This is a genomic window from Lacibacter cauensis (assembly GCF_007830055.1).
In the GTDB taxonomy this organism is placed as follows: Bacteria; Bacteroidota; Bacteroidia; order Chitinophagales; family Chitinophagaceae; genus Lacibacter; species Lacibacter cauensis.
In genome coordinates this window covers 711075-735705 of record NZ_VLLE01000002.1, presented here as the reverse complement: position 1 = coordinate 735705, position 24631 = coordinate 711075, and the positions used below count along the sequence as shown (strand labels likewise).

Sequence of the window (24631 nt, the reverse complement as noted above, 5' to 3'; positions counted from 1 at the left end):
TGATGGTCTATTTGCGATTCGCACACGGTAAATACAGTTGTAGGTTTATATCAACAAAACGCAAATTACATGAATCAGCAAACAACACTTTACTCTTATGCATGTACTGTTCCTGCGGCAATTTCAGTAACAGCCGGTTGGAAAGCAGCAGGCATTTTGTTTCAGGAGCACTTGCCCTTGCTGGATGTGTTGATTGATTTCGAAACCGGACGGTTTAGTTTGAAGGGTTGCAGAACATACATCAACAGCGGTGTAAAACAAAAGGAAGCAGGTTCGCATAATGGTTATGCAGATTGGGTGGTTATTGATGCACAGATGGATTGTACAAGTCCCGTACAGTTGAATAGACTTTCTCCGGCCGGGCTTGTGATAGCAGTAGAAGGCAACATCACAAAAAACGGACTGACGAGTTGTTGCACCGGTGTGATGCTGCTTAGTAAACCCGGCAGCAAGAACAAGGCACATCGGAACGATTGGCGAATTACGGGCTACCTCTACGATGTTTGGCTTGGCGAATCTGAAGTTAAATTCAATCTGCCAATGTTTACTAATGAAACTGAAGAGAAGTTTTATCAATCATATATGTTCAACTAAAATTTAAAAAAATGAAAAAGTTAATTCTTGCAGCAATTACCCTGTTGGGTATCAGTGCAGCTGCGGTTGCACAAACAACAACTAATCAGTCAAAAACTAAAGATGCAAAAATGCAGCTCACTAAAACTGCAGCATCCAAAAAACAAACACAATCGTCTGCCGCCGTTGCTACGCAAAAGCCTGTTGTTACAGCAACCGTTAAAAAAGAAGAGAGAAAGCAGCCGATAACAACTTCCACTGCAGCGGCAAAAAACACAAACACCGCAGTAAAAAAAACAAGTTCGTCAACAACCATGCAAACAAAAGCAAACAGTAACATGGCAGGCCATACCGCTTTGCAGCATGCAAAAAAAGACGGTACACCCGACAAAAGGTATAAAGAAAATAAAAAGCATAGTTAATGCAATATGCTGTTGCAACGCTCCGCATCATGAAGTGCGGAGTGTTGTGCAGCAAACCGGTAACGCCGGTATCGCTTGTGAACAAATGGGGTTGGCGTTAAAGAGAACAGATACCAGGCCGGTAAAACAAAATCAGGCTGAGAACAGTTGCTATCAATTCATTCATCAAAAAAAAGAAAATGAAAAAGTCAATTACAATCACCGCAGCAATTTTACTTGTTGGAATAAGCAGCCATGCACAAAACAACATAGCAGTATTAAAAGCAGATCAAAAACAACTGCATGCACAGGAGAAGAGCATCCGACATGAAATGAAAGAAGAGAAAGCTGCCTTACGAAAGCAACAGGATAATGAGGTTGCCTATTCGTCGAAAGAACAATTCGCTAAAGACTTTGGAAACACCACAGCTATTGCCTGGAGACGGGAAGGCGATTTTGATGTAGCGGAATTTGTAAACGACGGAGTAAAGCAATCCGCTTTTTATGATCCTGAAAGTAAACTAATTGGCATAACAAGCAGGAAAGCATTCACAGATTTACCGCTTCAGGCGCAGTCATTGATCAATACCAAATACAAAGACTATACAAAAGAAGCGGTTATTCTATTTGACGATAACCAGGAAAATCAAACAGACATGATCCTGTTCGGACATTCTTTTGAAGATGCAGATAATTACTTTGTTGAACTCTCAAAAGATAATAAACGCATTGTACTGAAATGTGATATGGAAGGCAGAGTGAGCTATTTCTGTGCAATGAAATAGTACACTGTTTTGTTGTTTAGTGGTTTATGGGGGTAAGGCCCGGAGCTATTCCGGGCCTTTGTATTTTACGCTGTTTGTTGAGATTGTTGTGAAAAGCCTAATAACTGTATCGCAGTTTTCTGCAAATTGATGTACGATGAAAGTGGGAGACTGCTAAGAAGAGACAACCAAAAAAAAGGCGATCCTTAAAAGAATCGCCTGCTCGTTAAATTTTGTGCCCAGAACTGGATTCGAACCAGCACATCCTTGCGGACGCTGCGACCTGAACACAGTGCGTCTACCAATTTCGCCATCTGGGCATTCAGGGGTGCAAATGTAAAAGGGATTCAGGAAAGTAAAAAATTAAAAATCATTCTTCAGGCCGATTGCTTTTTTAAACCCAGTATCAGGATGCCGCCAATAACCAGTACCGTACCTGCCAGTTGCGACCAGTGAATTGTTTCGCCCAAAAACCACCATGCCTGTAAAATGGTTGATACCGGCCCGATACTGGAAATAATGGCGACGTTGTTACTGCCAATGCGCTTGGTACCACCCGCAATTAAATAGGAGGGCAGAACAGTGGCAATAATACCCAGCAGCAAACCATACTCCCAATGCTCTTTTGCTACGGTAACAATCGCAGAAGCTTCATGCTTCAGCAAAAAATGAATAAAAATTCCTGCCGTTGCTGCAAGCATGGCGTACGATGTAAACTTGGTTGCACCGGTTAATGGAATCAAACGGCCGCTGCCAACAATATAAAAGGCATAGGTAATCGAACAAAGAAAGATCAGCAACCCTCCTATGAAAAAGCCGGGTTCGAGATGGTATAAATTAAATTCTCCTGCATAGGCCAAGCCAATGCCACTGTATGTAAGCAACAGTGCTATCCGTTGGTTCTTTTGAATGTGCTGACGAAACACAAACGCATTAATCAACACTACAAAGCTGGGATACAGGAAAAGAATCAAGCGTTCCAATCCTGCCGATATATAACGGAGTCCTTCAAAATCGAGATAACTACTTACATAATAACCAAGCAACCCAACTGCAATCAGCTGCAGCCATTGCTTTACACGTAATGCGGCATTTCTTTGTTTGCTAACAAAAAGTACCACTATATAAAAAGGCAACGCAAACAACATCCGTAGCGTAAGCAGCGACAAGGCATCAATTTCAATATTGGCAAATGCTTTTTTTACAATAATGGCTTTGGTAGAAAACATGATGGAGCCAACAAACGTCAGCACAAAACCAATAAACGATAAGGAATATTTCTTAGGCATATACTTGAATAAAAAAAGTCCTGTTGATGTACAACAGGACTTTTGAATATGATCATAAACAACTACCTGTATTAAACACTTACATTAAAATCACGCAGCGCATCGTTCAGGCTGGTTTTTAAATCGGTGCTTGGTTTACGTTGACCAATGATCAATGCACAACCCACACCGTACTCACCTGCAGGGAATTTCTTGGTATAAGAACCTGGTATCACAACACTACGTGCAGGAACTCGGCCTTTCATTTCAATGGGTTCAGGTCCGCTTACATCAATAATTTTTGTTGATTGTGTCAGCACTACGTTTGCACCGAGTACCGCTTCTTTCTCAACACGTACACCTTCTACCACAATACAGCGGCTGCCAACAAACACACCATCTTCAATAATTACCGGGCTTGCCTGCAAAGGTTCCAGTACACCACCAATACCAACACCACCGCTCAGGTGTACGCCTTTACCAATTTGTGCACAGCTACCAACAGTGGCCCATGTATCAACCATGGTACCTTCATCAACATACGCACCAATATTTACATAACTTGGCATTAATACCACGTTCTTTGCCAGGTATGCACCATAACGGGCTACGGCATGTGGCACAGCACGCACACCAAGATCTTTGTAATTTTTCTTCAACAGCATTTTGTCGTAAAACTCAAACGGCTCCACATCCCATGTCTGCATTTGCTGAATACCAAAGTACATCAGGATGGCCTGCTTCACCCACTCGTTTACCTGCCAGCCATCGGCTACAGGTTCAGCCGTACGTAAACGGCCTTTATCCACTTCTTCAATCACCGCACGAACAGCATCGCTGTACTTATTATCCTTCAAAAGTTCACGGTTACTCCATGCTTCAAGAATCAAATCTTTCATTGTTATTTCAAATTTGCTGCGAAAATAGTCAATAGTGAATTGTGAATGGTCAATGGATGCATTTAAAATTATCAACTCATTTGTAGGTAATATTTTGATACCAACAACGGTTTTTCATAGCATCGCCTGTTGCCACGCAAGCTCTTGTACGTTCGGGAATACTACTCATCAGGAACCCACCCCTGCAATCGTTGCCTATGTTTAACTTGCTGCCGCCCCTCCGAGGAGGGATAGGTACTTTGCCAATTAGCATACAATTCAAAACTTCGAGAAGCCATGCACAACTCACCATTCAGCATTGACCACTCCCGACTTATATTTGCGCCATGAATATCGGTTTCGACGCAAAACGGGCATACCACAATCAAACGGGCTTAGGCCATTACAGTCGCACATTGATTCGTTCGCTGGCAACCGGTTTTCCGCAGCATCAATATTTCCTGTTCAATCCCAAACCCTCCAGCCTGTTTTTCTTTGATGCGTTGACGAACGTGCAGGAAGTACAGCCGCATACATTCATTAGTAAAAAATTATCGTCGCTGTGGCGCAGCAATTTGGTGAAGTCGGATCTGAAACGATTAAAGATCGATCTCTACCACGGGCTCAGTCATGAAATACCTGTGGACATTAAACGCACCGGCATTAAATCGGTGGTAACCATGCACGATTTAATTCATGAACGTTACCCCGAACAGTACAAAGCCATCGACCGGAAAATATACACGAAGAAGTTCAGGTATGCCTGCGAACATGCAGATCGCATCATCGCCATCAGTGAACAAACAAAAAGTGATCTCATTGCTTTTTACCAAACACCGGCCGATAAAATTGATGTATGTTACCAAAGTTGCAACCCCGCATTTGGTGAAACACATTCAACAGATTTTAAAGAACGTATTCGCCAGCATTACCAATTGCCCGAACACTATTTCCTGTACGTTGGCTCTATTATTGAACGGAAGAACCTGCTGAATCTTTGCAAAGCAATCCTCTTAATGGGTAATGAAAATCCGTTGCCATTAGTTGTTATTGGCAATGGTGGCGATTACAAGCAAAAAGTAAAAGACTTTGTAACGTTGAACAAACTCGACGACAAGATCATTTTTCTTTCCGATACAAAAACTGCAAAGTACTCGCCGGGCTTTCAATCTGCAGAAGACTTTCCGGCTATTTATCAAATGGCAACTGCCATGATTTATCCAAGCGTGTTTGAAGGTTTTGGCATCCCGGTGCTGGAAGCATTGTGGAGCCGTATTCCGGTAATTACTTCTAATGTTTCCTGTTTACCCGAAGCAGGAGGCGAGGGTGCGTTTTATGTTGATCCAACGAGTCCTGAAGAAATTGCTACCCAGATGAAACGTATTTTAAATGATCCTGCATTTGCAGCACAACAGGTTGAAAAAGGATGGCAACATGCACAACGTTTTACCAACAACGCAACAGCAGCGAAAGTAATGGAAGTGTACAATAAACTATTCTAACTTATCTTACTTCAAACCCCGTTCTTGTACTTGTTCTCTCTTTCTTACTTTTGCAGCTTATGATGATTGATTGTACCGATAAGGAATTAGCATTATTAAAATTGATTGGCAGTTGTGCACAACAGTTACAATTGCCCTGTTACCTTGTTGGTGGTTTTGTGCGGGATAAGTTATTGCAACGTCCTTGTAAAGATCTTGACTTTGTGTGTGTAGGTGATGGTATTGCGCTGGCACATGCTGTGGCCGAGAAATTTCAGCCGCAACCACAGGTAGCCGTTTTTAAAACCTTTGGTACAGCGAATATTAAAGTAGATGGATTTGAAGTTGAGTTTGTTGGCGCACGCAAAGAAAGTTATGCAGCACATTCACGCAAACCCGAAGTAGAGCCCGGCACATTGGAAGATGATCAGCGACGCAGAGATTTTACCATCAACGCCCTTGCTATCAGTTTAAACAAAGAAGATTTTGGCACACTGGTCGATCCGTTTAATGGAGTAGAAGATCTGAAGTTGCAACTTATTCGTACACCATTAGAGCCAGGCACAACCTTTAGCGACGATCCTTTGCGGATGATGCGAGCCATTCGTTTTGCGTCGCAATTAAATTTCAGCATTGTACCAGAAACATGGCTGGGTATTATGGAAAATGCACATCGTCTGCATATCATTTCAAAAGAACGTATTGCAGATGAACTCAATAAAATTGTGTTGAGTAAAAAGCCATCTGTTGGTTTCGATCTTTTGTACAAAAGCGGTTTACTGAAATTATTCTTTCCACAAATGGTTGATCTTGCCGGAGCAGAATACATTGATGGCAAAGGGCACAAAGACAATTTCTATCACACTTTACAGGTATTAGATAACATTTCCGAAAACACAAACGATCTGTGGTTGCGTTGGGCCGCTATCCTGCACGATATTGCCAAGCCTGCCACCAAGCGTTTTGAAAAAGGACATGGCTGGACATTTCATGGACATGAAGTAGTGGGCGGCAGAATGGTGCCGAAAATTTTTGCGCAGCTGAAACTACCTGCGAATGAAAAAATGAAGTTTGTGAAGAAGTTGGTAGAACTGCATTTGCGTCCCATCAGCCTCACCAAAGAAAATATAACGGACAGCGCCATACGCCGTTTGTTGTTTGATGCAGGTGAAGACTTTGATGCATTAATGACCTTGTGCAACGCCGATATTACTTCTAAAAATCAACAGAAGGTACAACGCTACCTGCAAAACTTTGAACTGGTTCGCCAGCGCTGCAAAGAGGTAGAAGAAAAAGATCATATCCGTACCTGGCAACCACCCATTACCGGCGAATTGATTATGCAAACCTTCAATGTGCCGCCATCACGCATCGTGGGCGATTTAAAAACGGCCATTAAAGATGCTATTCTGGATGGAGCAATTGAAAACACCTACGAAGCTGCATATGCGTTCATGCTGCAAAAGGCAAGGGAAGTAAATCTTGTTCCTGTGAATGAATAAATTTACATTTGTAACAGACTTTTGATGCGGAACTGTTTGCATTCCATTTTCAAATTTTCAAATTCCTTCATTTTCAAATTGCGTTATGGCTGTTTTACGATTCAGAATTTATTGGGAAGAAGATGATGCCATTTACCGTGATGTTGCTATTAAACACACGCAGAATTTTAAAGAACTGCACGAGATTATTCTCAAGGCATACGAATTCGATAATAAGCATAAAGCTACTTTTCATCGTAGTAACGATCTCTGGCAAAAGGGTCGTGAAATAACGCTTGAGAAGTACGAGAAAAACTACAAGGCAGAACCTTTGCTGATGGAAGAAACTGCAGTTGGTACCGAAATCCGTGAGCCCAACCAGAAGTTCATTTACATTTACGATTTCAATAAAAACTGGACTTTTCTTGTAGAACTGATCAATGTAAGTAAGGAAGAAAATCCAAAGCTTACCTATCCCTGTGTTGTTCGCAGCGAAGGCATTGCTCCAAGTCAGTATGGTACCAAAGGTTTGGTAGGCGATAAGCTGGCCGAAATGGAAGAGAAATACGATTTGAGTGCAGTAGGTGAAGGCTTTGGTGAAGAAGGCGAAGAAAGTGAAGGAGCGGAGGAGGAAGATACAACCACAGAGGAAGACGATACTGCATTTTAATCCGTCTGACGTCCTCGTCTGACGGAGATCCATCTACGATTTTCATTTGTTTAAATAATGTGTCAAACGTTCTTCGGGACATACGGCACCTGTTGAGTTCTGTACAAACTCATCAAACCCATGCACAAAACAGTTATTCTTATTGCAGGCCCAACAGCAGTTGGCAAAACAGCACTAGCTATTGAGCTGGCGCAACATTTCAACAGCAGCATTATCTCCGCCGATTCCAGACAGTGTTACAAAGAAATTACCATTGGCGTAGCCAAACCTTCTGTTGACGAATTACAGGCTGTAAAGCATTATTTCATCAACTCGCATTCCATTGCAGAAGAAGTAACAGCAGCTTCCTACGAGCAATATGCGTTGAAGGCGGCTGATGAACTATTTGCAAGCAATGATATGGCAGTAATGGTAGGTGGCACAGGCTTATACATCAAAGCTTTTTGCGAAGGCATGGATCATATTCCGGATGTTCCTGATGCGTTACGTACGCAGCTGCAACAAAACTATCAGCAAAAAGGAATGGCATGGCTGCAGCAAGAACTGCAGCTGCACGATCCATTGTTTGCAGAACAGGGCGAAATGCACAATCCGCAACGGATGTTGCGAGCATTGGAAGTTGTTATGGCAAGTGGCAAATCGATCATCACATTCAGAAAAGGAGCAAAGCAGCAACGACCATTTAATGTAATTAAGATAGGATTAGAGCTTCCGAGAGAAGAATTATATGCACGCATCAACCTGCGTGTAGACCTGATGATGAAAGAAGGCCTGCTCGAAGAAGCAAAAGCTGTTTACCCGCAACGAAACTTAAATGCATTGCAAACGGTTGGCTACAGAGAGTTGTTTGATTATTTCGACGGAAAAATTTCTTTAGAACAGGCCATCGAAAAAATAAAACAGAACAGCAGGCATTATGCCAAACGACAGCTTACCTGGTTTAAACGGGATGCAGCGATGAAATGGTTTCATCCTGCAGACAAAACAGCAATCATTGCATACATTGATCTCATAAAAAAAGAGCTTTCGAATTGAAAGCTCTTTTTTTATGATCATTTATTTTCCTCAGAACTTAAACCCAACAGTTGCAACAACCTGTCCGTTTGAGATTTTATTCTTTGCAAACGGGTATGATGCATCCTGCAAAGTATAAGGCACATGAAAATCTCTGCCAAAGGCTTGCGCATAAGTTAAATCGAAAAAGATACCTCTGTCTCTGTAACCAAGACCAAGACTTGGCGTCATTCTCCAGCCAGGCAAATCTTCTCCAAATACATCATTCAGAAAATTACGTTTATAAGGGCTGCCCATAAAGTTAAAACCGGCACGCACCATCAATGTTTTAAACTTCAACTCTCCACCTATACGTGCATTAATCGCCATTTTGTACATTTCATCAATTGAGCTGTTCAATCCTTTAAAGTAATTGGTCTCACTAACATCGTTGCCTGAGCTGCTGCTGTAATTCATGGCTTTGTAGTTGATTACTTCAACATCACCGGTAATAAATGCTTTTTGTTTTGTTACATCACTTATTTCACGAAATACATACGACAAGCCTAAACCCGCACGCCAAGGTGTAACCAGTTGGTACGAATACCTGTTTTCATTGCCACCGCCAGTAAGTTCATTCACATCTTTTGTACTATAAGTATAAGAAGTAGGTTTGCTGGGATCGTTGTTCAACCTGCGTGAATAGTTTTCGATATTACTTGTGATGGTTGCATTCGCATAATCGGTAAGCGCCATTACAGAAGGGCTGTGAAAAGTTAAACCAATGCGGAAATACTCCACAGGTTTAAACAATATACCCAGCTTGGCATTAATACCGCCTCCACGGGTAGCCAGGTTTTCGGTAAACGTAAAACTTTCAAAATCGTTATCAGTGTTACCGGTACCGTCTTTTTCTGTTACAACCGTTTGCCTGTCGTACTGAACAATGGGAATACCAATGGTAAAACCATAAAGTACTTTGTCGTTACTGTTCCATGCAAGAGCAAGAGCAGCCTCTGTCATACCACCTTTTGATTCGTAAGCGAAATGCTGGGTGATGTTTTTGCTGATGTCTGCATTGGTAATCAATTCATCGCCGTTAGGTGTATTCACAATATCGATGAGATACGATTCGTAAGCCTGGCTTGCACCCAAAGGGAAACTGCTGCGAACACCATCAATTGTTGTTACATTACTGTATTTGATTTCTTCTAACCACTTTTCAGTGTATGAACTGTTTAAATTGCGTCCGCCATAAGAAAAGCGGGTATTGAAGTTGGCTGTTTGATTAACTGCCAGTGCAAGGGTAGTGTTGTTTCTTGAACGCCCGTATCTTCCTCCGCCAAAGCTAAATATTACACCACTGGTACCACCATTCAATTTACTTTTATTGCCTTTAGTAGTAGTGTCGTTATAATTGATCTTATATCTGTTGAAATTAAAACCGGGTGAAAGCACCAGTTCATTGGTTTTAAACTGAGCAATACCTGCAGGGTTAATAAAAGTAGAACTGATATCACCACCAAGCGAAATATTCGCTCCACCAATAGCCTGGGTACGGGCCGTTCCTGAACTGATCGGGTAAGAGTAGCGTAACGCATCAAAAACGTCCTGGGCATATGTGCTTTGCAGAAGGCATACGGCTATCCCTGTTATGAAAATTCTTTTCATATTCATTGTTTAATTCCTGGTATCGTCTTGTGAACCTGTATTTAGTTACGGCGTCCTCCGGCTGAGCTTCCACTAGAGCTGCCAGATGAAGAAGAACTGCTGCCAGATGATGATGAGCCCGAACTAAAGCTTCTGCTGCTGCTGCCAGAGGAGCTGTTGTTGTTGCTTGATCCCCATGAACGGCTGCTTGAAGTTCTTTCGCTGCTCCAATTGCTGTTGTTATTGTTTCCGCCAAAATAACTGTTTCTTGTACTGTTGGTATTGTTACCGAAGTAACGGCTGCCCGAACCGTTGCCGGTTGGTTTACCGTACGTAAAGTTTGTTCCGGAATTAGGGAAACGCTGAATAGGAGCAGAGTAACGGATACCTGTGCTGTATTTGGGAGCACCGGGGCCTGCAATTACAATCAGGTTATTTCCGCCGGGTATGCAGATGTAAGGAGAACTCCATTTGTTGTAGAAACCGGTATTCCAGCCACTGTTCCATGCCCATGAATTGTAAGGACTGTTCCAGCTGTTCCAACCCCAGGTGTTGTAAGGATTATTCCATGTATTCCAGCCCCAGCTGTTATAGCGTGGCGTATTCCAGTAAATATCATCATCAAAACGGAAACGGGGATCACGGATCTGCTGACGCAAACGACGGTCGTCTAAATTACGGTCGTTGTACGAGTAGCGATCATCTTCATCACGATTGATCTGTACGTATTCTTCCCTTGGTCGCTCGGGTGAATAATAAACGTCATCAGGAGTTTGTCCTGTACGATAGGTGGCGCAGGAGGTCAGCCCTGCTGTTATCAAACCAACGAGTAAAATTCTGGTTACCATGATGTTTTGAATTTGAGGTTTGTACTGTGAAGTTACTACTTTTGCAACTCCTTGGATGGGTCATTTAATATTTTAACAAATAGCAAGCCATGGCGCATTTTTCGTGTTCAGGGCTTGTTCAACTAACTGTAAACTTTTATAAAGGATTTTCAACAATGGCAGCGGCAATTACATCTCGTGAGCAGGATTATTCGCAATGGTACAACGATCTTATTTTGAAAGGCGGACTGGCAGACTACTCAGCCGTACGTGGCTGTATGGTGATTAAACCGTATGGCTTTGCCCTATGGGAAAACATGCGAGATCAATTGGACAGGATGTTTAAAGAAACCGGCCATGTTAATGCTTACTTTCCCTTGTTTATTCCCAAAAGCTTCCTGAGTAAAGAAGCAGCACACGTGGAAGGCTTTGCCAAAGAATGTGCGGTGGTTACCCATTATCGTTTAAAGAACGATCCGAATGGTGGCGGTGTGGTAGTTGATCCTGAAGCAAAACTTGAAGAAGAACTCATCGTTCGTCCAACGTCTGAAACAATAATCTGGAATACGTACAAAGACTGGATCCAGTCGTACCGTGATTTGCCAATTCTGGTAAACCAATGGGCCAACGTGGTTCGTTGGGAAATGCGTACACGTTTGTTTCTGCGTACGGCGGAGTTCCTTTGGCAAGAGGGTCATACAGCGCATGCAACTGCCCAGGAAGCTGTTGAAGAAACCAGGAAAATGCTGGATGTATATGCCCAGTTTGCAGAAGAATGGATGGCGGTGCCGGTTATTAAAGGTGTAAAAACAGCCAACGAACGTTTTGCGGGTGCAGAAGATACCTATTGCATTGAAGCGTTGATGCAGGATGGTAAAGCATTGCAGGCAGGAACTTCGCATTTCCTCGGACAGAATTTTGCTAAGGCGTTTGATGTAAAATTCAGTAATAAAGAAAACGAACTCGAATACGTTTGGGCTACCAGCTGGGGTGTAAGTACACGCCTCATTGGTGGTTTGGTGATGGCGCACAGCGATGACCAGGGTTTGATCCTTCCTCCAAAAATTGCGCCGTTGCAGGTGGTGATTGTTCCCATTCATAAAGGAGAAGAACAATTGAACGCCATTACAGAAAAAGTAAATGTGCTGATGAGCGAATTGAAAGCTTTGGGTGTTCGGGTAAAGTATGACAACAGCGACAATGCAAGACCGGGCTGGAAGTTTGCCGAGCATGAATTAAAAGGTGTGCCTGTACGTATTGCTATTGGCGGTCGTGATTTGGAGAATGGTACAGCCGAAGTTGCACGCCGGGATGAAAAAACAAAAGCTACCCTAAGCATGGATGGTTTGGCACAGCATATTCATCAACTGCTCAGCGATATTCAGCAGAACATGTTTAACAAAGCAAAGGCTTACCGTGACAGCCACATTACCAAAGTTGATACTTGGGAAGAATTTGTTGAAGCACTTGAAACCAAAGGCGGTTTTGTATCAGCTCATTGGGATGGAACAGCAGAAACAGAAGAAGAGATCAAAACAAAAACCAAAGCAACCATCCGCTGCATTCCGTTAAACAACGAACAGGAAGAAGGCAAGTGTGTGCTTACAGGCAAACCGTCGAAAGAAAGAGTCTTGTTTGCATTAGCTTATTAAACCTGTACAGCATAACGCATATTTTCAAGGCCGGTGTTACACCGGCCTTTTATTTTGTAAACAGGAGCAGGGCGTGTATGTTTGGAGTATGCAACTGTTGCTGAGCGTATTTGCCGATATCGTTTTATGGCTGGAAAAGCATTTGCTCACCTGTCCAAGCAGGAAGTTGCTGCATATCGATTGCCCGGGTTGTGGTTTACAACGCAGTTATATTGCTTTGCTAAAAGGAAATGTTGCTGAAAGCTTACGCTTGTACCCGGCAGCAATCCCTATATTTTTCCTTCTCCTGTTCCTCGTAGTGCACTTGTTTGTCCGGTTTAAAAACGGAGCCCGGATACTTACAGCAGGCTATATTTTTTGTGCAGTAATTATTGTGGTACATTATATTTACAAAGTACTAACAAACCAAATACTGCATTAATGGAACAAAATCAACAACAGGATTACTTATCCAGTCAACAATCGCAACAACCCCTACCAAACGCTACAGCTGTATTGGTGTTGGGCATTCTATCTATTGTTATTTGCTTTATTACCGGCATCATTGCACTGGTACTGGCAAATAAAGACATAGCCTTGTACCGGGCAAACCCAGGTGCATACACTTCACAGTCGTACAGCAACATTAAAACTGGTCGTATTTGCGCTATCATTGGTATTGCACTACAACTGATCGGCTTACTGGTGTACGTTGTATTTATTGTATTCCTTGTTACAGCTGCCGGTGCCGCCGGCGGATTCAATTAATCACAGCAAACAATTCCACTCATCAAAACCAACTTTATCATGGATCAATTTCAACAGCAACGTCCTTTACCCAACGCCACAATTGTGTTGGTTTTAGGTATTCTCTCCATTGTAGCCTGCTGCTTTTATGGCCTGGGCATTATTCTCGGCATTGTAGCCATTGTTTTAGCTGCAAAAGACAAAAAGCTTTTTGCGGCAGAACCCGAACTGTATACTGCTTCCAGTTTAAAGAACTTAAACGCAGGCCGGGTTTGCGGTATTATCGGTTTAAGTCTTTCGGCATTGTACCTTATTCTGATTATTGTAATGATCGCCACTTTCGGTATTGAAGCCATGCGCAATCCGGATGAAATGATGCGCCGTATGCAGGAATTGCAAGGAAAGTAATCAACGTCTTCCTTATATAACAAAGCCGCTTCAACCGAAGCGGCTTTATGTTTTATTCTTTTGTTGCGAGGTAATTGTAATCGGCAATCATCCGTTCGAGAAACGCATCCACTTCCAGATCGCTTTCTATTTGCAGAACAGACTTTATACGTCCGGCAATACGATGAGCTGTTTCAAAATTGCCCCGTTTGTACGAATCGTTTAAAACGGTTTTGATGGTATTAATATCTCTGTCGCTTAGTTTTAATACCTGCGGAAACAATACCTTGTAATCTTTCTGGTTAATTTCCATAAACACCGTATCGTGTATGGAACGGTTGATGCGTGTACTTACAACAGCAGTATTGGCAGCAAGATCGCCAAGCCGCTGATTGTTTTTTGTTACAGCAACAATAATCACCACAACAATTCCGAATACACAAACGATAATAATCTGGTAAAGGATTAACAAACCCGGCAACACAAATGCAAAGACCAATGGCCACTCCCACACCCTGAAGAACCAACGTAGTAAATATTGACTGATGGCAGGATCGCCGCCATCCAAACTCATAACCCGAATACCCATGGCCATCTTACCAAGACTTTGTCCGTGAAACAGAATTTCAAAAACCAAATGATACAACAGCAGGGGAATGGATACAGCCAGGATATCGATGCCGGTTGCTTTTTCGCCACTGAGCAATAACAGATCGTACAACAGAAAACGCATGAGCGATGCGTATACTACCATCAACGTAAGATCGAGCAAACTGGCAACAAGCCGTTTGAAAAAGGGTGCTATTTCAAAGTCGAGCGCTATATTAAACGGTGTACTGATTTGTACGTTGGGCATAGAACTGTTTATGCTTGTAAAATAAAGGAATAATTTATTGCACAGATGGCCGTAATTAAAAATTACTTGCTATTTTCAATTCCCGACTCACCATGAGAGAAGCACTCTTTATTAAAAAAAATGCGCAGAAATGGAACGAATACCAGTATCTGCAAACCGAAGACCCTGATCAGATGGCCGACAGGTTTATTACCCTGCTCGACGATTTGAGTTATGCCAAAACATTTTATCCGCACAGTAAGGTTACACAATGGATCAACAGTTTGGCTGTAAGTATCTATCAAACCATTTACCAGAATAAGAAACAACGGTTTTCCCGTTTAATCACTTTTTGGCGTTATGAACTGCCGCTGATGTTCCGCAAGTACCACAAAACATTTCTGTATACGTTCCTGTTGTTTCTGCTATTGTGTTCAATAGCTGTGCTTTCATCAATGAAAGATGATGGCTTTGTAAAAGGTGTGTTAGGTGAGAACTATGTTGCCATGACGGAGGAGAATATTGAAAAAGGCGATCCTTTTGGTGTGTACAGCGATGAAAGCCGGTTTTCTATGTGGGTACGCATTGCGTTCAACAATATCAAAGTTGGTTTCCTCATTGTTGTAAGCGGCATCATGTTCGGCTTTGGTACGTTGTATTTCTTTTTTCAAAACAGCATCATGGTCGGCAGTTTCCAGTATATGTTTTTTGCAAAAGGACTGGGCTGGCAAAGTGTACTGGTTATCTGGATACACGGCACACTTGAAATTTCGGGGATGATCATTGAAGCATGCGCCGGTTTTATTTTAGGAGCAAGCATCATTTTTCCCGGTACTTACTCCCGTTGGGTTTCGTTTAAACGGGGTGTAAAAGATGCGATGAAGATTTGTGTTAGCCTTGTGCCCATCACTATTCTTGCTGCTTTCCTCGAAAGTTATATTACACGTTTAAGTTCGAATGCTTTTGATAAAACAACCAACACATCCTTACCTGTTGCTGCAAGCATCAGCATACTGGCAGTTTCGTTGCTGTTCATCATCTGGTATTTTGTTATTTATCCCATCCGTTTAGAAAGAAAATTGCAGAACAATCCGGCCTTTGCAGAAAAAATAAACGCATGAGATATCCTTTGTATTTACTGTTGTTATTCTTCGTTCTGTTTGCTGTTAACGCAGTTGCACAGGAGAATGATACTGTTATGGTGCAGGCTCCGGTTGCTGACACAACGATGGTTGTTGAAGATGAAGATTATGAGGAGTCGGCCGATGATACAAAAACGTACGACACAACGTTGTTGTTTCAGCAATGGTATTATCCAAACGACAGCATTAACCACCTGCGCAGGCAAAAAGATTTCAGCTACACCAATAACTTAGACAGTTTATTAAAAATACGGCAGGACGAATTAAACAAACAGCAGAAGGAAATAACAGAAAGCACTTCAACCACAACCTCTGTTGATATCGGAGGCATATTCCAGGTGCTGCTTTGGGGAATCATCATTGCAGCAGTACTGTTTGTGTTATACCGTGTATTCTTAAGCGATAAAGGCTTGTTTACTTCGCCTACAAAAAACAAATCGGTAGAAATAGAAGAAGAACAGTTGACCGACGAGGCTTATATCGATCAGCAATTAAAGCAGGCTGTTCAGGAACAGAATTACCGTTTGGCTATTCGTTATTTATACCTGCAAACATTAAACGGGCTTAGTCAACGCAACTGGTTGCATCTGTCGCCCGATAAAACCAACTATCAATATGTACGGGAACTTGCAAAACCACAGTTGAGGAATGCTTTTTCAAGAGTTACGCTGCACTATGAATATGCATGGTATGGCGATTTTGCCATTGATGCCATGGTTTATCAACAGGTGAAAAACGATTTTGACTTATTCAATCAATCAGTGAAACAACTTTGACAAAACTGCTACGATATTGTTTCATTCTTTCAGCACTTTTTGCTTTTGCATCCTGCGGTAGCAAAAGCAAAGTAAAGCTGCCCGATATGACACGCAATTATTCCAAAAGAAGTAAAAAGCCTTTTGGTACATACGTAGCCTACAGCATGCTTACAACAAAGTATAGACTTACATCTGTGCTTACTATGTCGAAGCCTTTCTCCGAAACATTTGCCTTTCATAACGAACGGGTAAACAGCCTTTACGTAATTATTGCAAAGCGGGTATTAATGGCAGAGAAAGATGTTGATCTGCTGCTCGAATATGTAAGCAACGGTAACCAATTATTTATCGCAGCAGAATACATCGATGAACAGCTGCTAAACAAGTTGGAAATAGAGCCGCAATACTATACAGTTAAAAGTATATTTCAGCAACAGGCCGACACTGCCGGCCCCATGCGTTACACATCCGTTTCTATCAAACGTACCGATTCGTTACAACCCAAGCAATACCGTTTCTTTTATTTTCCGTTCGACGCACACTTTGTACATCCCGAAGAAAAAGGAGCTGTGGTGCTTGGCCAGAACGATGAAACTTCGCCCAACTATATTTCATTACAACATGGCAACGGACGGATATTCCTGCATCTGAATCCCGAAGCTTTCAGTAATTATTTTTTACTGCAGCAACAAAACAAGGCTTATGCAGAAGAGGCATTTGCGTACCTGCCCGGTTCGAGAACTACGGTTTACTGGGATGATTATTACCGCATAGGCAGTACCCCCAACGAAAGCTTTTCGATGTTTGATGTGTTCCTGAAAAACGAAATGCTCAAATGGTCTTTGCTGCTTACTATGGCATTACTTATTTTTTATGTTGCATTTGCAAGTAAACGCAGGCAACGTTTAATTCCGTTGAAAACAGTAAACAGTAACGACAGTATTTCGTTTGTGGAAACCATTGGCCGCTTGTACCTGCAGAAGAAAGACAATGTGAATATTGCGCATAAAATGACGACGTATTTCCTCGAGTATATCCGTACGCATTACTATCTTAACACCAGTCAGCTCAGCGCAGAGTTTATGTCGTCGTTAGCAAGAAAGAGTGGTGTAGCAGAAACAGAAGTAAAAGATTTTTTCAAATTTATTCAGCAACTACAGGAATCGTATAAAGTAACCGATGAAGAGTTACTGGAGTATAATAACCGAATGCAACAATTTTTAAAATAAAGCAGGCATGGAACAATCATTTTTTGAACAACGTACAGATCTTACACAGCTTAACAATGCAATTGCAACCATCAGGGAAGCTGTAGGTAAAATAATTGTAGGGCAGGAGCAGATGCTGGAACTGATGATAGCAGGTATTTTAGCCGACGGGCATATTCTTATTGAAGGCGTACCCGGCGTTGCCAAAACACTTTCGGCCAAACTAATGGCCAAGCTGATTGATGCAGATTTTTCACGCATTCAGTTTACACCCGATCTGATGCCGAGTGATGTATTAGGCACATCTGTGTTTAATCCAAAGGAAGCGAGCTTTCAGTTTAAAGCCGGTCCGCTGTTCAGCAATATTGTCTTGATTGACGAAATTAACCGTGCCCCTGCAAAAACACAATCGGCATTGTTTGAAGTAATGGAAGAACGGCAGGTAACGGTTGACGGAACAACCTATACCATGAATACACCTTTCATGGTGCTGGCAACACAAAACCCCATCGACCAGGAAGGAACCTATCGGTTGCCCGAAGCACAGCTCGATCGCTTTCTGTTTAAAATAGAAGTAGGCTATCCAACGCTTGAAGAAGAAGTGATCATTCTCAGCAATCAACACCAGGCCGATAACAGAAACCTGCTGAACGAAGTAGCAAAAGTTTTATCGGCGAATGATATCGCACAATACAGAGAGACGATCCGCAAAATTGTTGTTGACCAGAAATTGCTGGAGTTTATTGCACGCATTGTGTACGAAACAAGAAATAATCCTTCACTGTTCCTTGGTGCATCGCCAAGAGCATCACTTGCCATTGTAAAAGCATCGAAAGCTTTTGCAGCAATGCGTGGCCGTGATTTTATTACACCGGAAGATATTATTGAAGTGGCTCCGCATGTGTTGCGTCATCGCATCATCCTCACACCCGAGAAGGAAATGGAAGGATTGACTGCCGACGAATTAATTGATCGCATTATTAAATCGCTGGAGGTACCACGTTAATATGTTCTGGTTGTTATTACTTTCAGGAGGTTTATTGTATGTACTGTCGCACTTTGTAGTGAAGGCAGTCTATCTCAGCAATCGTTTTTATGTGTTGCTGGCAGTAACCATTGTGTTGTTTCTGCTTGCATACTTTATTCCTGAAATGGAAACGACCGCCCGTATTGCTTTTGTATTGCTGTCGGTTTTATTTGCAGCCGATTTATTTTTCTTATTTGCCATTAACCGGAAGCCCGTTGTTGAACGGATTGTTCCGGAACGGTTAAGTAATGGCGATGCTAACCACATAACAATTACGGTACAAAACAGGTACCCATTTAAAATACATGCAGTACTGATTGATGAATTACCTGAACAATTTGAAGAACGGAATTTTAAACGCAGCCTTTACTTAAAACCGGGCGAAACCAAAGAGGAACATTACAGTTTACGTCCACTCGAAAGAGGTGAATATAAATTCGGCGCTGTACAGTTCTTTGCATCTTCGTTGCTTGGTTTGGTTGAACGGAAATTTGCCGGAGCACAGGAACAAATGGTGCCGGTGTATCCTTCATTCATTCGTATGCGGCAGTACCAGCTACATGCCGAAGCTGCACAAACAAAAGAAGCCGGTAACAGACGCTTGCGCAAGATTGGTCACAGTATGGAGTTTGAACAGGTGAAAGAGTATGTGCAAGGCGATGATGTACGCAATATTAATTGGAAAGCAACGGCACGCAAAGCATCGCTGATGGTAAACTCGTATACTGAAGAAAAAAGCCAGCAGGTATATTGCATCGTTGATAAAGGCCGACTGATGAAAATGCCTTTCCAGGGATTAACCTTGCTCGATCATGCCATTAACGCAAGTCTTGTAATGTGCAACGTAGCATTGAACAAACAGGATCGGTTTGGATTAATGACCTTCAGCAACAAAGCAGGCTCCATGCTGGCGGCCGACCGCAAACCGGTACAGCTGGAAAAAGTGTTGCAGCTGTTGTACAATCAACAAACAGCTTTTCTGGAATCCGATTTTGAATTACTCTACACCCGTATCCGTGCAAGCATTAAACAACGGAGTTTAATTATTCTCTTTACTAATTTTGAATCATTAACGGGTATGCAACGGCAAATGCAATACCTCAAGCGCATTGCCAAATACCATCTGCTGCTGGTTGTGTTTTTCGAAAATACCGAACTGAAACAGGTAAGTCAACAGGAGGTAAAAGATCTTGAAGACCTGTATGTAAAAACCATCGCCGGTAAATACATGCACGAAAAGCAACTGATCGTGAAAGAACTGCAAAACGCCGGCATTCTCAGTATTCTTTCCGCACCGGAAAATGTAACGGTAAACACCATCAACAAATACATTGAGATCAAGACAAGGCAGGCGATATAGCCTTCTTTTCATAAGCGCAATCAACCATTGCTCTGACCTGCATCATTGCAAACGCATCGTCTCCGTTACTACATTGCAAAAAACACAAACGTGCTTGCTGCCAGATCATATGGTTTGCTTGTCATCTGCTTTTTTCTCTTGACACCATTGGTTATAACCGCACAAATAAGCAGTACTGATTCTGCTAATGCTTACCGTTTAAAAACGACAGCAGTTTACCTTCTCCACGAGAAGCGTTATGAAGAAGCCATTCTTTGTTTTGATTCAGTTTTGAAACTCATTCCCGGAAACAGAGCTGCACAAATAGGCATTGCTGAGGGAAATTTCCATTTAGGTAATTATAATTTTGCCTTAAGCTATTTAAACCGCTTACTCGAAATGAATGCCAATGATACAGATGCTGTTTTCAGGAAAGCATTAGTATTGTTGAGTCTGGAAAATTATAAAGAAGCATTAACCGTAATTGATCATTACATTCAACTGTCGCCAAAAGATCCGGAAGGATGGTATTATAAAGGCTATTGTCAAAAAAATGAAGCCACACACAGTTACGGAACATTTGGAGATAAATCTAATTACCGAAAGGCAATTAAGAGTTTAAATAATGCAATAGAACTGGCAGGGGGCAGTCACTACAAATCATTTGTTGTATTGGGGAACATTTATAAAAACATGGATGATTTAAACACCGCTGTTTCTTTCTATCAAAAAGCAATTGAAGCCGATTCAACACAAGGACTGCCGTACATCAATATCGGCGATGTGAAATTGCTGCAGCACGATACAACAGCGGCAGTAAATTATTTCAACCGGGCAATCGAACAGAATCCTGCAGACGAATACAATCTCTCACTTGTAAATTCACGATTATTAAAGCTTGGCATGATGGAAAAAGTGTACAGGCAAACCGAAGCGCTTTTAGCGGATGACTCTACTTCGTTAAACGGACTCCTTGTTATGGGCTCGTTGTTGTTACGGGAAAAGAAATACAAAGAAGCGCTTACTTTTTTCGACAAAGCATTGTACTATCATCCCGGCTCTTCCACAGCATATTATTACCGTGGCATTAGCCTTATTTGTCTGGAGGATAAAAAGGCAGGTAAAAAAGATATTCAACAGGCAGCCGTAATGGGCAATGTCATGGCCAAACATTTCTTAGAAACCGATCCGGGCAATATCCGTAACTGGTTGCCAAGTGTGTACAATGTTTTGCGGATGTTTACCTATTGAGTAGTGAGAGAAACAGAACCAATCTCGTAACATACGTGCGCCAATCCCTACCTTTGCCCACGCATGAAACAGGAAGAGCAAACCATTTTTACCGAAGGACAAGTGATCTTAGTAGATAAACCACTTGAATGGACATCGCATGATGTGGTGGCAAAAGTGCGCAGCACCATCCGCATAAAAAAGGTGGGGCATGCAGGCACGCTTGATCCTTTGGCAACAGGTTTACTTATCCTTTGCACCGGTAAATTTACCAAACGCATCAACGAATACCAGGCCCGTGAAAAAGAATACACCGGCACCTTTACCATTGGCGCCGTAACACCAACGTACGATCTGGAAAGCGAACCCGAACAGCAGAAAGATTATTCGTTTGTTACAGAAGAACTCATTCACGCAACAACGAAACAATTCATCGGCGATATTATGCAGGTGCCGCCAACACATTCTGCTATTAAACAAAAAGGGAAACCTGTTTACCTGATGGCAAGAAAAGGAGTAGAAGTGGTACTGGAGCCAAGACCCTTGCACATTGCTGCGTTTGAAATAACAAAGATTGAATTACCGGTGTTGCATTTTCGTGTGGTTTGCTCTACGGGAACCTACATCCGCAGTCTTGCACACGACTATGGTAAAGCATTGGGTTGCGGAGCTTATCTCAGCAGCCTGCGTCGTACACGCATCGGTGAGTTTACAACCGAACAAGCAAGAACATTGCCCGATACATTAGCCTGGATAAAAGAAGTGAAAGCGGGAATGGAGTCCTGAGCAAAGTCGAGAGTGACGTTTAAGGATTAGATTAAACGATCATCAGAACTGGAACGGCAAACCAATCCCCAATGAAATATTGATATTGTCGTAGCGCCAGCTTCGTGCAGCATCCGAACCGCTGAAAAGATTGGCAGCATCACTGAATTTAGGAATACGCCACCCATCGTTGGTGAGCACAAACGGATAAGCCGGGTTTTTTAAACGATACCCAACATCCACACGTATCAGGAACAGGCCAACAAAATCCAGACGGAAACCGGTACCCACACTTACACTTAAATCTCTGTACAGGTTCTTCAGTTGGAAGACAACAGTATCGTTGCCGATATTACTTTGGTTACGGAAGTTCCACACGTTACCGATATCGGTAAAGAGTGCACCTCGTAAAATAAGAGTGTTGGGCCAAATACTCCAGATATTGTAACGGTATTCAATGTTTCCTTCCAGTAACATATCGCCCGAACGACTGAAAAACTGGTTACGTCCGGTACGTGGATCGTTACGGCTGGCACCCGGTCCTAAACTACGCAATGGCCATGCACGCATACTGTTAGGGCCACCACCTGCAAACTGTTTAAAGAACGGCATGTTCGATGTATCGTTATCGTAGAGATAACCCGCACCAACTGCTGCACGGAAAACCAACTCCCGGTTACGTGCAGGATTCGCAATAGCATAACGGAATTCGGCATCGGCTTTCACATACTCAAACAATTGCTCATCGAACAACGTCACCGATTTTTTAAAGCGGCCAAACAACGCACCCGATTCTTCAAAATTTACACGCAGAGCCGCCGAATGATTATCGTGTTTCTTGATACGGAATGGTTGTTTGTAACCTGCATTTACAACACCTAATACAAAACCCTGGTTAAAAGAGTTACGCAGAAACGGATTGTTGTTCAGCTGCTCCCTGAAGTTGTTAGAGATATCGTAAAGGTTTACATACTCAACATTTAACGGACTTACACGCCACAATGCATTCTTGGGCGTTTGAAACTGCCAGCCAAATGTTGAACTCACAGTGGTAAGCGCAAACGATCCATTCTTGTTGATATTTCTATCGATGATAGAAATATTGGAGGTTAAGAATGTTTTGCGGTTGAGCCAACGCCTGCTTTTACGTGTAAACAGTTTATCGGGTATGCGTGGCCATGTTATGGAATTGCTGAAGGTTAACTCGGTTGCCTGCAAACCGGCATTGATAGGAGGTAAGCCAAACTCAATACCGGTACGCAAAGTGTTCGTCATCTGGATACCTTGTTTGGCAATATTACGATCCTGCAAACCAAAGTTTACACCCAAACCAACAAGGTTACCGGCACCTGTCAGCTGGTTTAACGGTTGGTTAAACACACCTTCAAGGTTGGTACTGAACGTGTATCGCTTGTAAGGAATCAGCAATACATCGTAATCGATTTTTGCTGAATCTTCTGTTGAAATTTTTGGCTGAATACGGATAACCTGCCACACATTTAGTTTATTCAACTCTTCAGCTGTTTGGCTAATCTTTAAAGCACTGTACAAACTGTCTGTTCGTAATTTCAGATTACGACGGATAAACAACGGTTTGAACTTCCCTTCCTGAAAACGCACAATAATGTTGTTGCGTACACTATCAACATAAGGAATAGAATCCGTTTTATCGCCCCCTTTAAATTCAGGATAAACAACAATTTTGTTATTGGTGAACTGCTGAAAAACGGCAGGATTTAATTTGGGCTTGGTACGGATGTACACATTGATCACCGGGTTCTTTCTGCGTTCCTGTGCTTCCTGGAATACTTCAAACTGGCGGATAGGATCCAGTGCCAGCAATGGGTCGAGCAGTGCAAGAAAAACCGTATCTACATCGGCATAAATAGCATCACGGGTAAAATTGTAATACCCGTTGTTGCGGAACAGCTCCACCAACCGATTCATTTCGCCCGATACCAGTTGTTCTGAAAAGGGCTTGCCTTTTTTCAGCAAACTTTGCGACAAATATTTGTTCGATAACTCCTGCAGCGGCACAAGGTAGTTACGTCCCGAATCGTTTGGAATAATAGCAATAGAATCGATGCGGAAAACAGGTCCGGTGTTCACAATAAACTTGGTTGCAACCCGTATCTGTTCTTTTTCAGGATTGCCTTTGTAAACTGTATCGAAGGGAAACAGTTCGTAATTGACCTTACCGTTATAATAACCTTCGGTCTTTAGATAGATTTCCATGTTACGGGCACTGTTAACAGCGTACCCCGTATCGTAAACAGCGGGCGACTCGAGTTTCTTAAAAAATACAAACGACTCTTTTACGATTGTTTGCAAACTATCGTCGAGCTGTGTACGTAACCCATCACCCAAAACTGTTTTTTCATCCTTGCTCAACTTATCGTTTACAACCTTTATTTCGTTGTAATAAACAAAGGGCTTATCTATGGGATATTTCTTTACTTTGGTATATTGACGCCGGGTTGGTTTTTTAAATGCCGTGCAGGAAACAATTGCCTGCATTGCAATAAAACTGAATAATATGGTAACAGCTGCCCGGGTGAATTGCATAAAAAGATGAT

The 24631-nt window shown here is 42.3% G+C and carries 24 protein-coding genes and 1 tRNA gene; 18 read left to right on the top strand and 7 right to left on the bottom strand.

Annotated elements, in window-relative coordinates:
- Positions 1-69: 69 nt before the first annotated feature.
- The 3 genes from IQ13_RS03190 to IQ13_RS03180 all read left to right on the top strand — a co-directional run bounded on the left by IQ13_RS03190 (position 70) and on the right by IQ13_RS03180 (position 1759).
- On the top strand, positions 70-594 hold the full coding sequence (locus IQ13_RS03190) for a hypothetical protein (protein WP_144884424.1): 525 nt from the start codon (positions 70-72) through the stop codon (positions 592-594).
- Positions 595-605: 11 nt separating this feature from the next.
- Positions 606-995 carry a hypothetical protein gene (locus tag IQ13_RS03185; protein WP_144884422.1) on the top strand — a complete coding sequence of 130 codons (390 nt, stop codon included), beginning with the start codon at positions 606-608 and terminating at the stop codon, positions 993-995.
- Between the two features lie 179 nt (positions 996-1174).
- A complete protein-coding gene (locus tag IQ13_RS03180; RefSeq protein WP_144884420.1) occupies positions 1175-1759 on the top strand; it encodes a hypothetical protein in 585 nt (194 codons plus the stop codon).
- Positions 1760-1974: 215 nt separating this feature from the next.
- Here IQ13_RS03180 and IQ13_RS03175 read toward each other — a convergent pair.
- The 3 genes from IQ13_RS03175 to IQ13_RS03165 form a co-directional block, all read right to left on the bottom strand.
- Positions 1975-2058, bottom strand: a tRNA-Leu gene (locus IQ13_RS03175).
- Positions 2059-2115: 57 nt separating this feature from the next.
- Positions 2116-3027: a DMT family transporter gene (locus IQ13_RS03170; protein WP_144884418.1), complete on the bottom strand. Its 912-nt coding sequence runs from the start codon at positions 3025-3027 to the stop codon at positions 2116-2118.
- Between the two features lie 71 nt (positions 3028-3098).
- Complete coding sequence (locus tag IQ13_RS03165) at positions 3099-3905, bottom strand: 2,3,4,5-tetrahydropyridine-2,6-dicarboxylate N-succinyltransferase (RefSeq protein WP_144884416.1); 807 nt, start codon at positions 3903-3905, stop codon at positions 3099-3101.
- A gap of 326 nt (positions 3906-4231) precedes the next feature.
- On the opposite strand from IQ13_RS03165, the gene IQ13_RS03160 reads away from it, so the two are divergent.
- From IQ13_RS03160 to miaA, 4 genes are all read left to right on the top strand, one after another.
- Positions 4232-5386, top strand: coding sequence for a glycosyltransferase family 4 protein (locus IQ13_RS03160; RefSeq protein WP_144884414.1), 1155 nt, complete (start codon positions 4232-4234; stop codon positions 5384-5386).
- 59 nt (positions 5387-5445) lie between these two features.
- Positions 5446-6867 (top strand): CCA tRNA nucleotidyltransferase, encoded by a 1422-nt coding sequence (locus tag IQ13_RS03155; protein WP_144884412.1) that lies wholly within the window; start codon positions 5446-5448, stop codon positions 6865-6867.
- An 85-nt stretch (positions 6868-6952) separates the two neighbouring features.
- Positions 6953-7516, top strand: a complete 564-nt coding sequence (locus tag IQ13_RS03150; protein ID WP_144884410.1) for an IS1096 element passenger TnpR family protein — start codon at positions 6953-6955, stop codon at positions 7514-7516.
- Positions 7517-7636: 120 nt separating this feature from the next.
- Entirely contained in the window at positions 7637-8551 is a 915-nt protein-coding gene (miaA, locus tag IQ13_RS03145; protein WP_144884408.1) for a tRNA (adenosine(37)-N6)-dimethylallyltransferase MiaA, read from the top strand.
- A gap of 30 nt (positions 8552-8581) precedes the next feature.
- On the opposite strand, the gene IQ13_RS03140 is transcribed toward miaA, so the two are convergent.
- On the bottom strand, positions 8582-10180 hold the full coding sequence (locus IQ13_RS03140) for an OmpP1/FadL family transporter (protein WP_144884407.1): 1599 nt from the start codon (positions 10178-10180) through the stop codon (positions 8582-8584).
- A gap of 41 nt (positions 10181-10221) precedes the next feature.
- Positions 10222-11007 carry a hypothetical protein gene (locus tag IQ13_RS03135; RefSeq protein WP_144884405.1) on the bottom strand — a complete coding sequence of 262 codons (786 nt, stop codon included), beginning with the start codon at positions 11005-11007 and terminating at the stop codon, positions 10222-10224.
- Between the two features lie 155 nt (positions 11008-11162).
- Between IQ13_RS03135 and proS the strand changes: the two genes are divergently transcribed.
- The 4 genes from proS to IQ13_RS03115 all read left to right on the top strand — a co-directional run bounded on the left by proS (position 11163) and on the right by IQ13_RS03115 (position 13772).
- Positions 11163-12638, top strand: coding sequence for a proline--tRNA ligase (gene proS / locus IQ13_RS03130; RefSeq protein ID WP_144884403.1), 1476 nt, complete (start codon positions 11163-11165; stop codon positions 12636-12638).
- Between the two features lie 88 nt (positions 12639-12726).
- Positions 12727-13059 carry a DUF2752 domain-containing protein gene (locus IQ13_RS21690; protein WP_144884401.1) on the top strand — a complete coding sequence of 111 codons (333 nt, stop codon included), beginning with the start codon at positions 12727-12729 and terminating at the stop codon, positions 13057-13059.
- Positions 13059-13385 carry a CCC motif membrane protein gene (locus IQ13_RS03120; RefSeq protein ID WP_144884399.1) on the top strand — a complete coding sequence of 109 codons (327 nt, stop codon included), beginning with the start codon at positions 13059-13061 and terminating at the stop codon, positions 13383-13385. The genes IQ13_RS21690 and IQ13_RS03120 overlap by 1 nt, the downstream gene beginning before the upstream one ends.
- 39 nt (positions 13386-13424) lie before the next feature.
- A complete protein-coding gene (locus IQ13_RS03115; protein ID WP_144884397.1) occupies positions 13425-13772 on the top strand; it encodes a CCC motif membrane protein in 348 nt (115 codons plus the stop codon).
- 52 nt (positions 13773-13824) lie between these two features.
- On the opposite strand, the gene IQ13_RS03110 is transcribed toward IQ13_RS03115, so the two are convergent.
- Positions 13825-14607: an RDD family protein gene (locus IQ13_RS03110; protein ID WP_144884395.1), complete on the bottom strand. Its 783-nt coding sequence runs from the start codon at positions 14605-14607 to the stop codon at positions 13825-13827.
- Positions 14608-14699: 92 nt separating this feature from the next.
- Here IQ13_RS03110 and IQ13_RS03105 point away from each other — a divergent pair, with 92 nt between their 5' ends.
- From IQ13_RS03105 to truB, 7 genes are all read left to right on the top strand, one after another.
- A complete protein-coding gene (locus IQ13_RS03105) occupies positions 14700-15707 on the top strand; it encodes a stage II sporulation protein M (protein WP_144884393.1) in 1008 nt (335 codons plus the stop codon).
- Positions 15704-16504, top strand: coding sequence for a DUF4129 domain-containing protein (locus IQ13_RS03100; RefSeq protein ID WP_144884391.1), 801 nt, complete (start codon positions 15704-15706; stop codon positions 16502-16504). Before IQ13_RS03105 ends, IQ13_RS03100 begins: the two co-directional genes overlap by 4 nt.
- A gap of 86 nt (positions 16505-16590) precedes the next feature.
- Positions 16591-17715, top strand: coding sequence for a DUF4350 domain-containing protein (locus tag IQ13_RS03095; protein WP_144884389.1), 1125 nt, complete (start codon positions 16591-16593; stop codon positions 17713-17715).
- A gap of 7 nt (positions 17716-17722) precedes the next feature.
- Entirely contained in the window at positions 17723-18700 is a 978-nt protein-coding gene (locus tag IQ13_RS03090; RefSeq protein WP_144884387.1) for an AAA family ATPase, read from the top strand.
- A gap of 1 nt (position 18701) precedes the next feature.
- Positions 18702-20081: a DUF58 domain-containing protein gene (locus IQ13_RS03085; RefSeq protein ID WP_144884385.1), complete on the top strand. Its 1380-nt coding sequence runs from the start codon at positions 18702-18704 to the stop codon at positions 20079-20081.
- A gap of 90 nt (positions 20082-20171) precedes the next feature.
- Positions 20172-21311, top strand: coding sequence for a tetratricopeptide repeat protein (locus tag IQ13_RS03080; protein WP_158637289.1), 1140 nt, complete (start codon positions 20172-20174; stop codon positions 21309-21311).
- A gap of 63 nt (positions 21312-21374) precedes the next feature.
- Positions 21375-22076 carry a tRNA pseudouridine(55) synthase TruB gene (truB, locus tag IQ13_RS03075; protein ID WP_144884381.1) on the top strand — a complete coding sequence of 234 codons (702 nt, stop codon included), beginning with the start codon at positions 21375-21377 and terminating at the stop codon, positions 22074-22076.
- A 42-nt stretch (positions 22077-22118) separates the two neighbouring features.
- Here truB and IQ13_RS03070 read toward each other — a convergent pair whose 3' ends face one another.
- Positions 22119-24620, bottom strand: coding sequence for a BamA/TamA family outer membrane protein (locus tag IQ13_RS03070; protein ID WP_144884379.1), 2502 nt, complete (start codon positions 24618-24620; stop codon positions 22119-22121).
- Between the last annotated feature and the right edge of the window lie 11 nt (positions 24621-24631).

Excerpts from the sequence above, each read along its gene's own strand:
- IQ13_RS03120 (WP_144884399.1), top strand. The coding sequence starts at position 13,059 with ATGGAACAAAATCAACAACAGGATTACTTATCCAGTCAACAATCGCAA.
- IQ13_RS03115 (WP_144884397.1), top strand. The coding sequence starts at position 13,425 with ATGGATCAATTTCAACAGCAACGTCCTTTACCCAACGCCACAATTGTG.
- miaA (WP_144884408.1), top strand. The coding sequence starts at position 7,637 with ATGCACAAAACAGTTATTCTTATTGCAGGCCCAACAGCAGTTGGCAAA.
- IQ13_RS03190 (WP_144884424.1), top strand. The coding sequence starts at position 70 with ATGAATCAGCAAACAACACTTTACTCTTATGCATGTACTGTTCCTGCG.
- IQ13_RS03100 (WP_144884391.1), top strand. The coding sequence starts at position 15,704 with ATGAGATATCCTTTGTATTTACTGTTGTTATTCTTCGTTCTGTTTGCT.
- truB (WP_144884381.1), top strand. The coding sequence starts at position 21,375 with ATGAAACAGGAAGAGCAAACCATTTTTACCGAAGGACAAGTGATCTTA.
- IQ13_RS03090 (WP_144884387.1), top strand. The coding sequence starts at position 17,723 with ATGGAACAATCATTTTTTGAACAACGTACAGATCTTACACAGCTTAAC.
- IQ13_RS03170 (WP_144884418.1), bottom strand. The coding sequence starts at position 3,027 with ATGCCTAAGAAATATTCCTTATCGTTTATTGGTTTTGTGCTGACGTTT.
- IQ13_RS03110 (WP_144884395.1), bottom strand. The coding sequence starts at position 14,607 with ATGCCCAACGTACAAATCAGTACACCGTTTAATATAGCGCTCGACTTT.
- IQ13_RS03140 (WP_144884407.1), bottom strand. The coding sequence starts at position 10,180 with ATGAAAAGAATTTTCATAACAGGGATAGCCGTATGCCTTCTGCAAAGC.
- IQ13_RS03185 (WP_144884422.1), top strand. The coding sequence starts at position 606 with ATGAAAAAGTTAATTCTTGCAGCAATTACCCTGTTGGGTATCAGTGCA.
- IQ13_RS03160 (WP_144884414.1), top strand. The coding sequence starts at position 4,232 with ATGAATATCGGTTTCGACGCAAAACGGGCATACCACAATCAAACGGGC.
- IQ13_RS03085 (WP_144884385.1), top strand. The coding sequence starts at position 18,702 with ATGTTCTGGTTGTTATTACTTTCAGGAGGTTTATTGTATGTACTGTCG.
- IQ13_RS03135 (WP_144884405.1), bottom strand. The coding sequence starts at position 11,007 with ATGGTAACCAGAATTTTACTCGTTGGTTTGATAACAGCAGGGCTGACC.
- proS (WP_144884403.1), top strand. The coding sequence starts at position 11,163 with ATGGCAGCGGCAATTACATCTCGTGAGCAGGATTATTCGCAATGGTAC.
- IQ13_RS03180 (WP_144884420.1), top strand. The coding sequence starts at position 1,175 with ATGAAAAAGTCAATTACAATCACCGCAGCAATTTTACTTGTTGGAATA.
- IQ13_RS03095 (WP_144884389.1), top strand. The coding sequence starts at position 16,591 with ATGACACGCAATTATTCCAAAAGAAGTAAAAAGCCTTTTGGTACATAC.
- IQ13_RS03070 (WP_144884379.1), bottom strand. The coding sequence starts at position 24,620 with ATGCAATTCACCCGGGCAGCTGTTACCATATTATTCAGTTTTATTGCA.
- IQ13_RS03150 (WP_144884410.1), top strand. The coding sequence starts at position 6,953 with ATGGCTGTTTTACGATTCAGAATTTATTGGGAAGAAGATGATGCCATT.
- IQ13_RS03165 (WP_144884416.1), bottom strand. The coding sequence starts at position 3,905 with ATGAAAGATTTGATTCTTGAAGCATGGAGTAACCGTGAACTTTTGAAG.
- IQ13_RS21690 (WP_144884401.1), top strand. The coding sequence starts at position 12,727 with ATGCAACTGTTGCTGAGCGTATTTGCCGATATCGTTTTATGGCTGGAA.
- IQ13_RS03105 (WP_144884393.1), top strand. The coding sequence starts at position 14,700 with ATGAGAGAAGCACTCTTTATTAAAAAAAATGCGCAGAAATGGAACGAA.
- IQ13_RS03155 (WP_144884412.1), top strand. The coding sequence starts at position 5,446 with ATGATGATTGATTGTACCGATAAGGAATTAGCATTATTAAAATTGATT.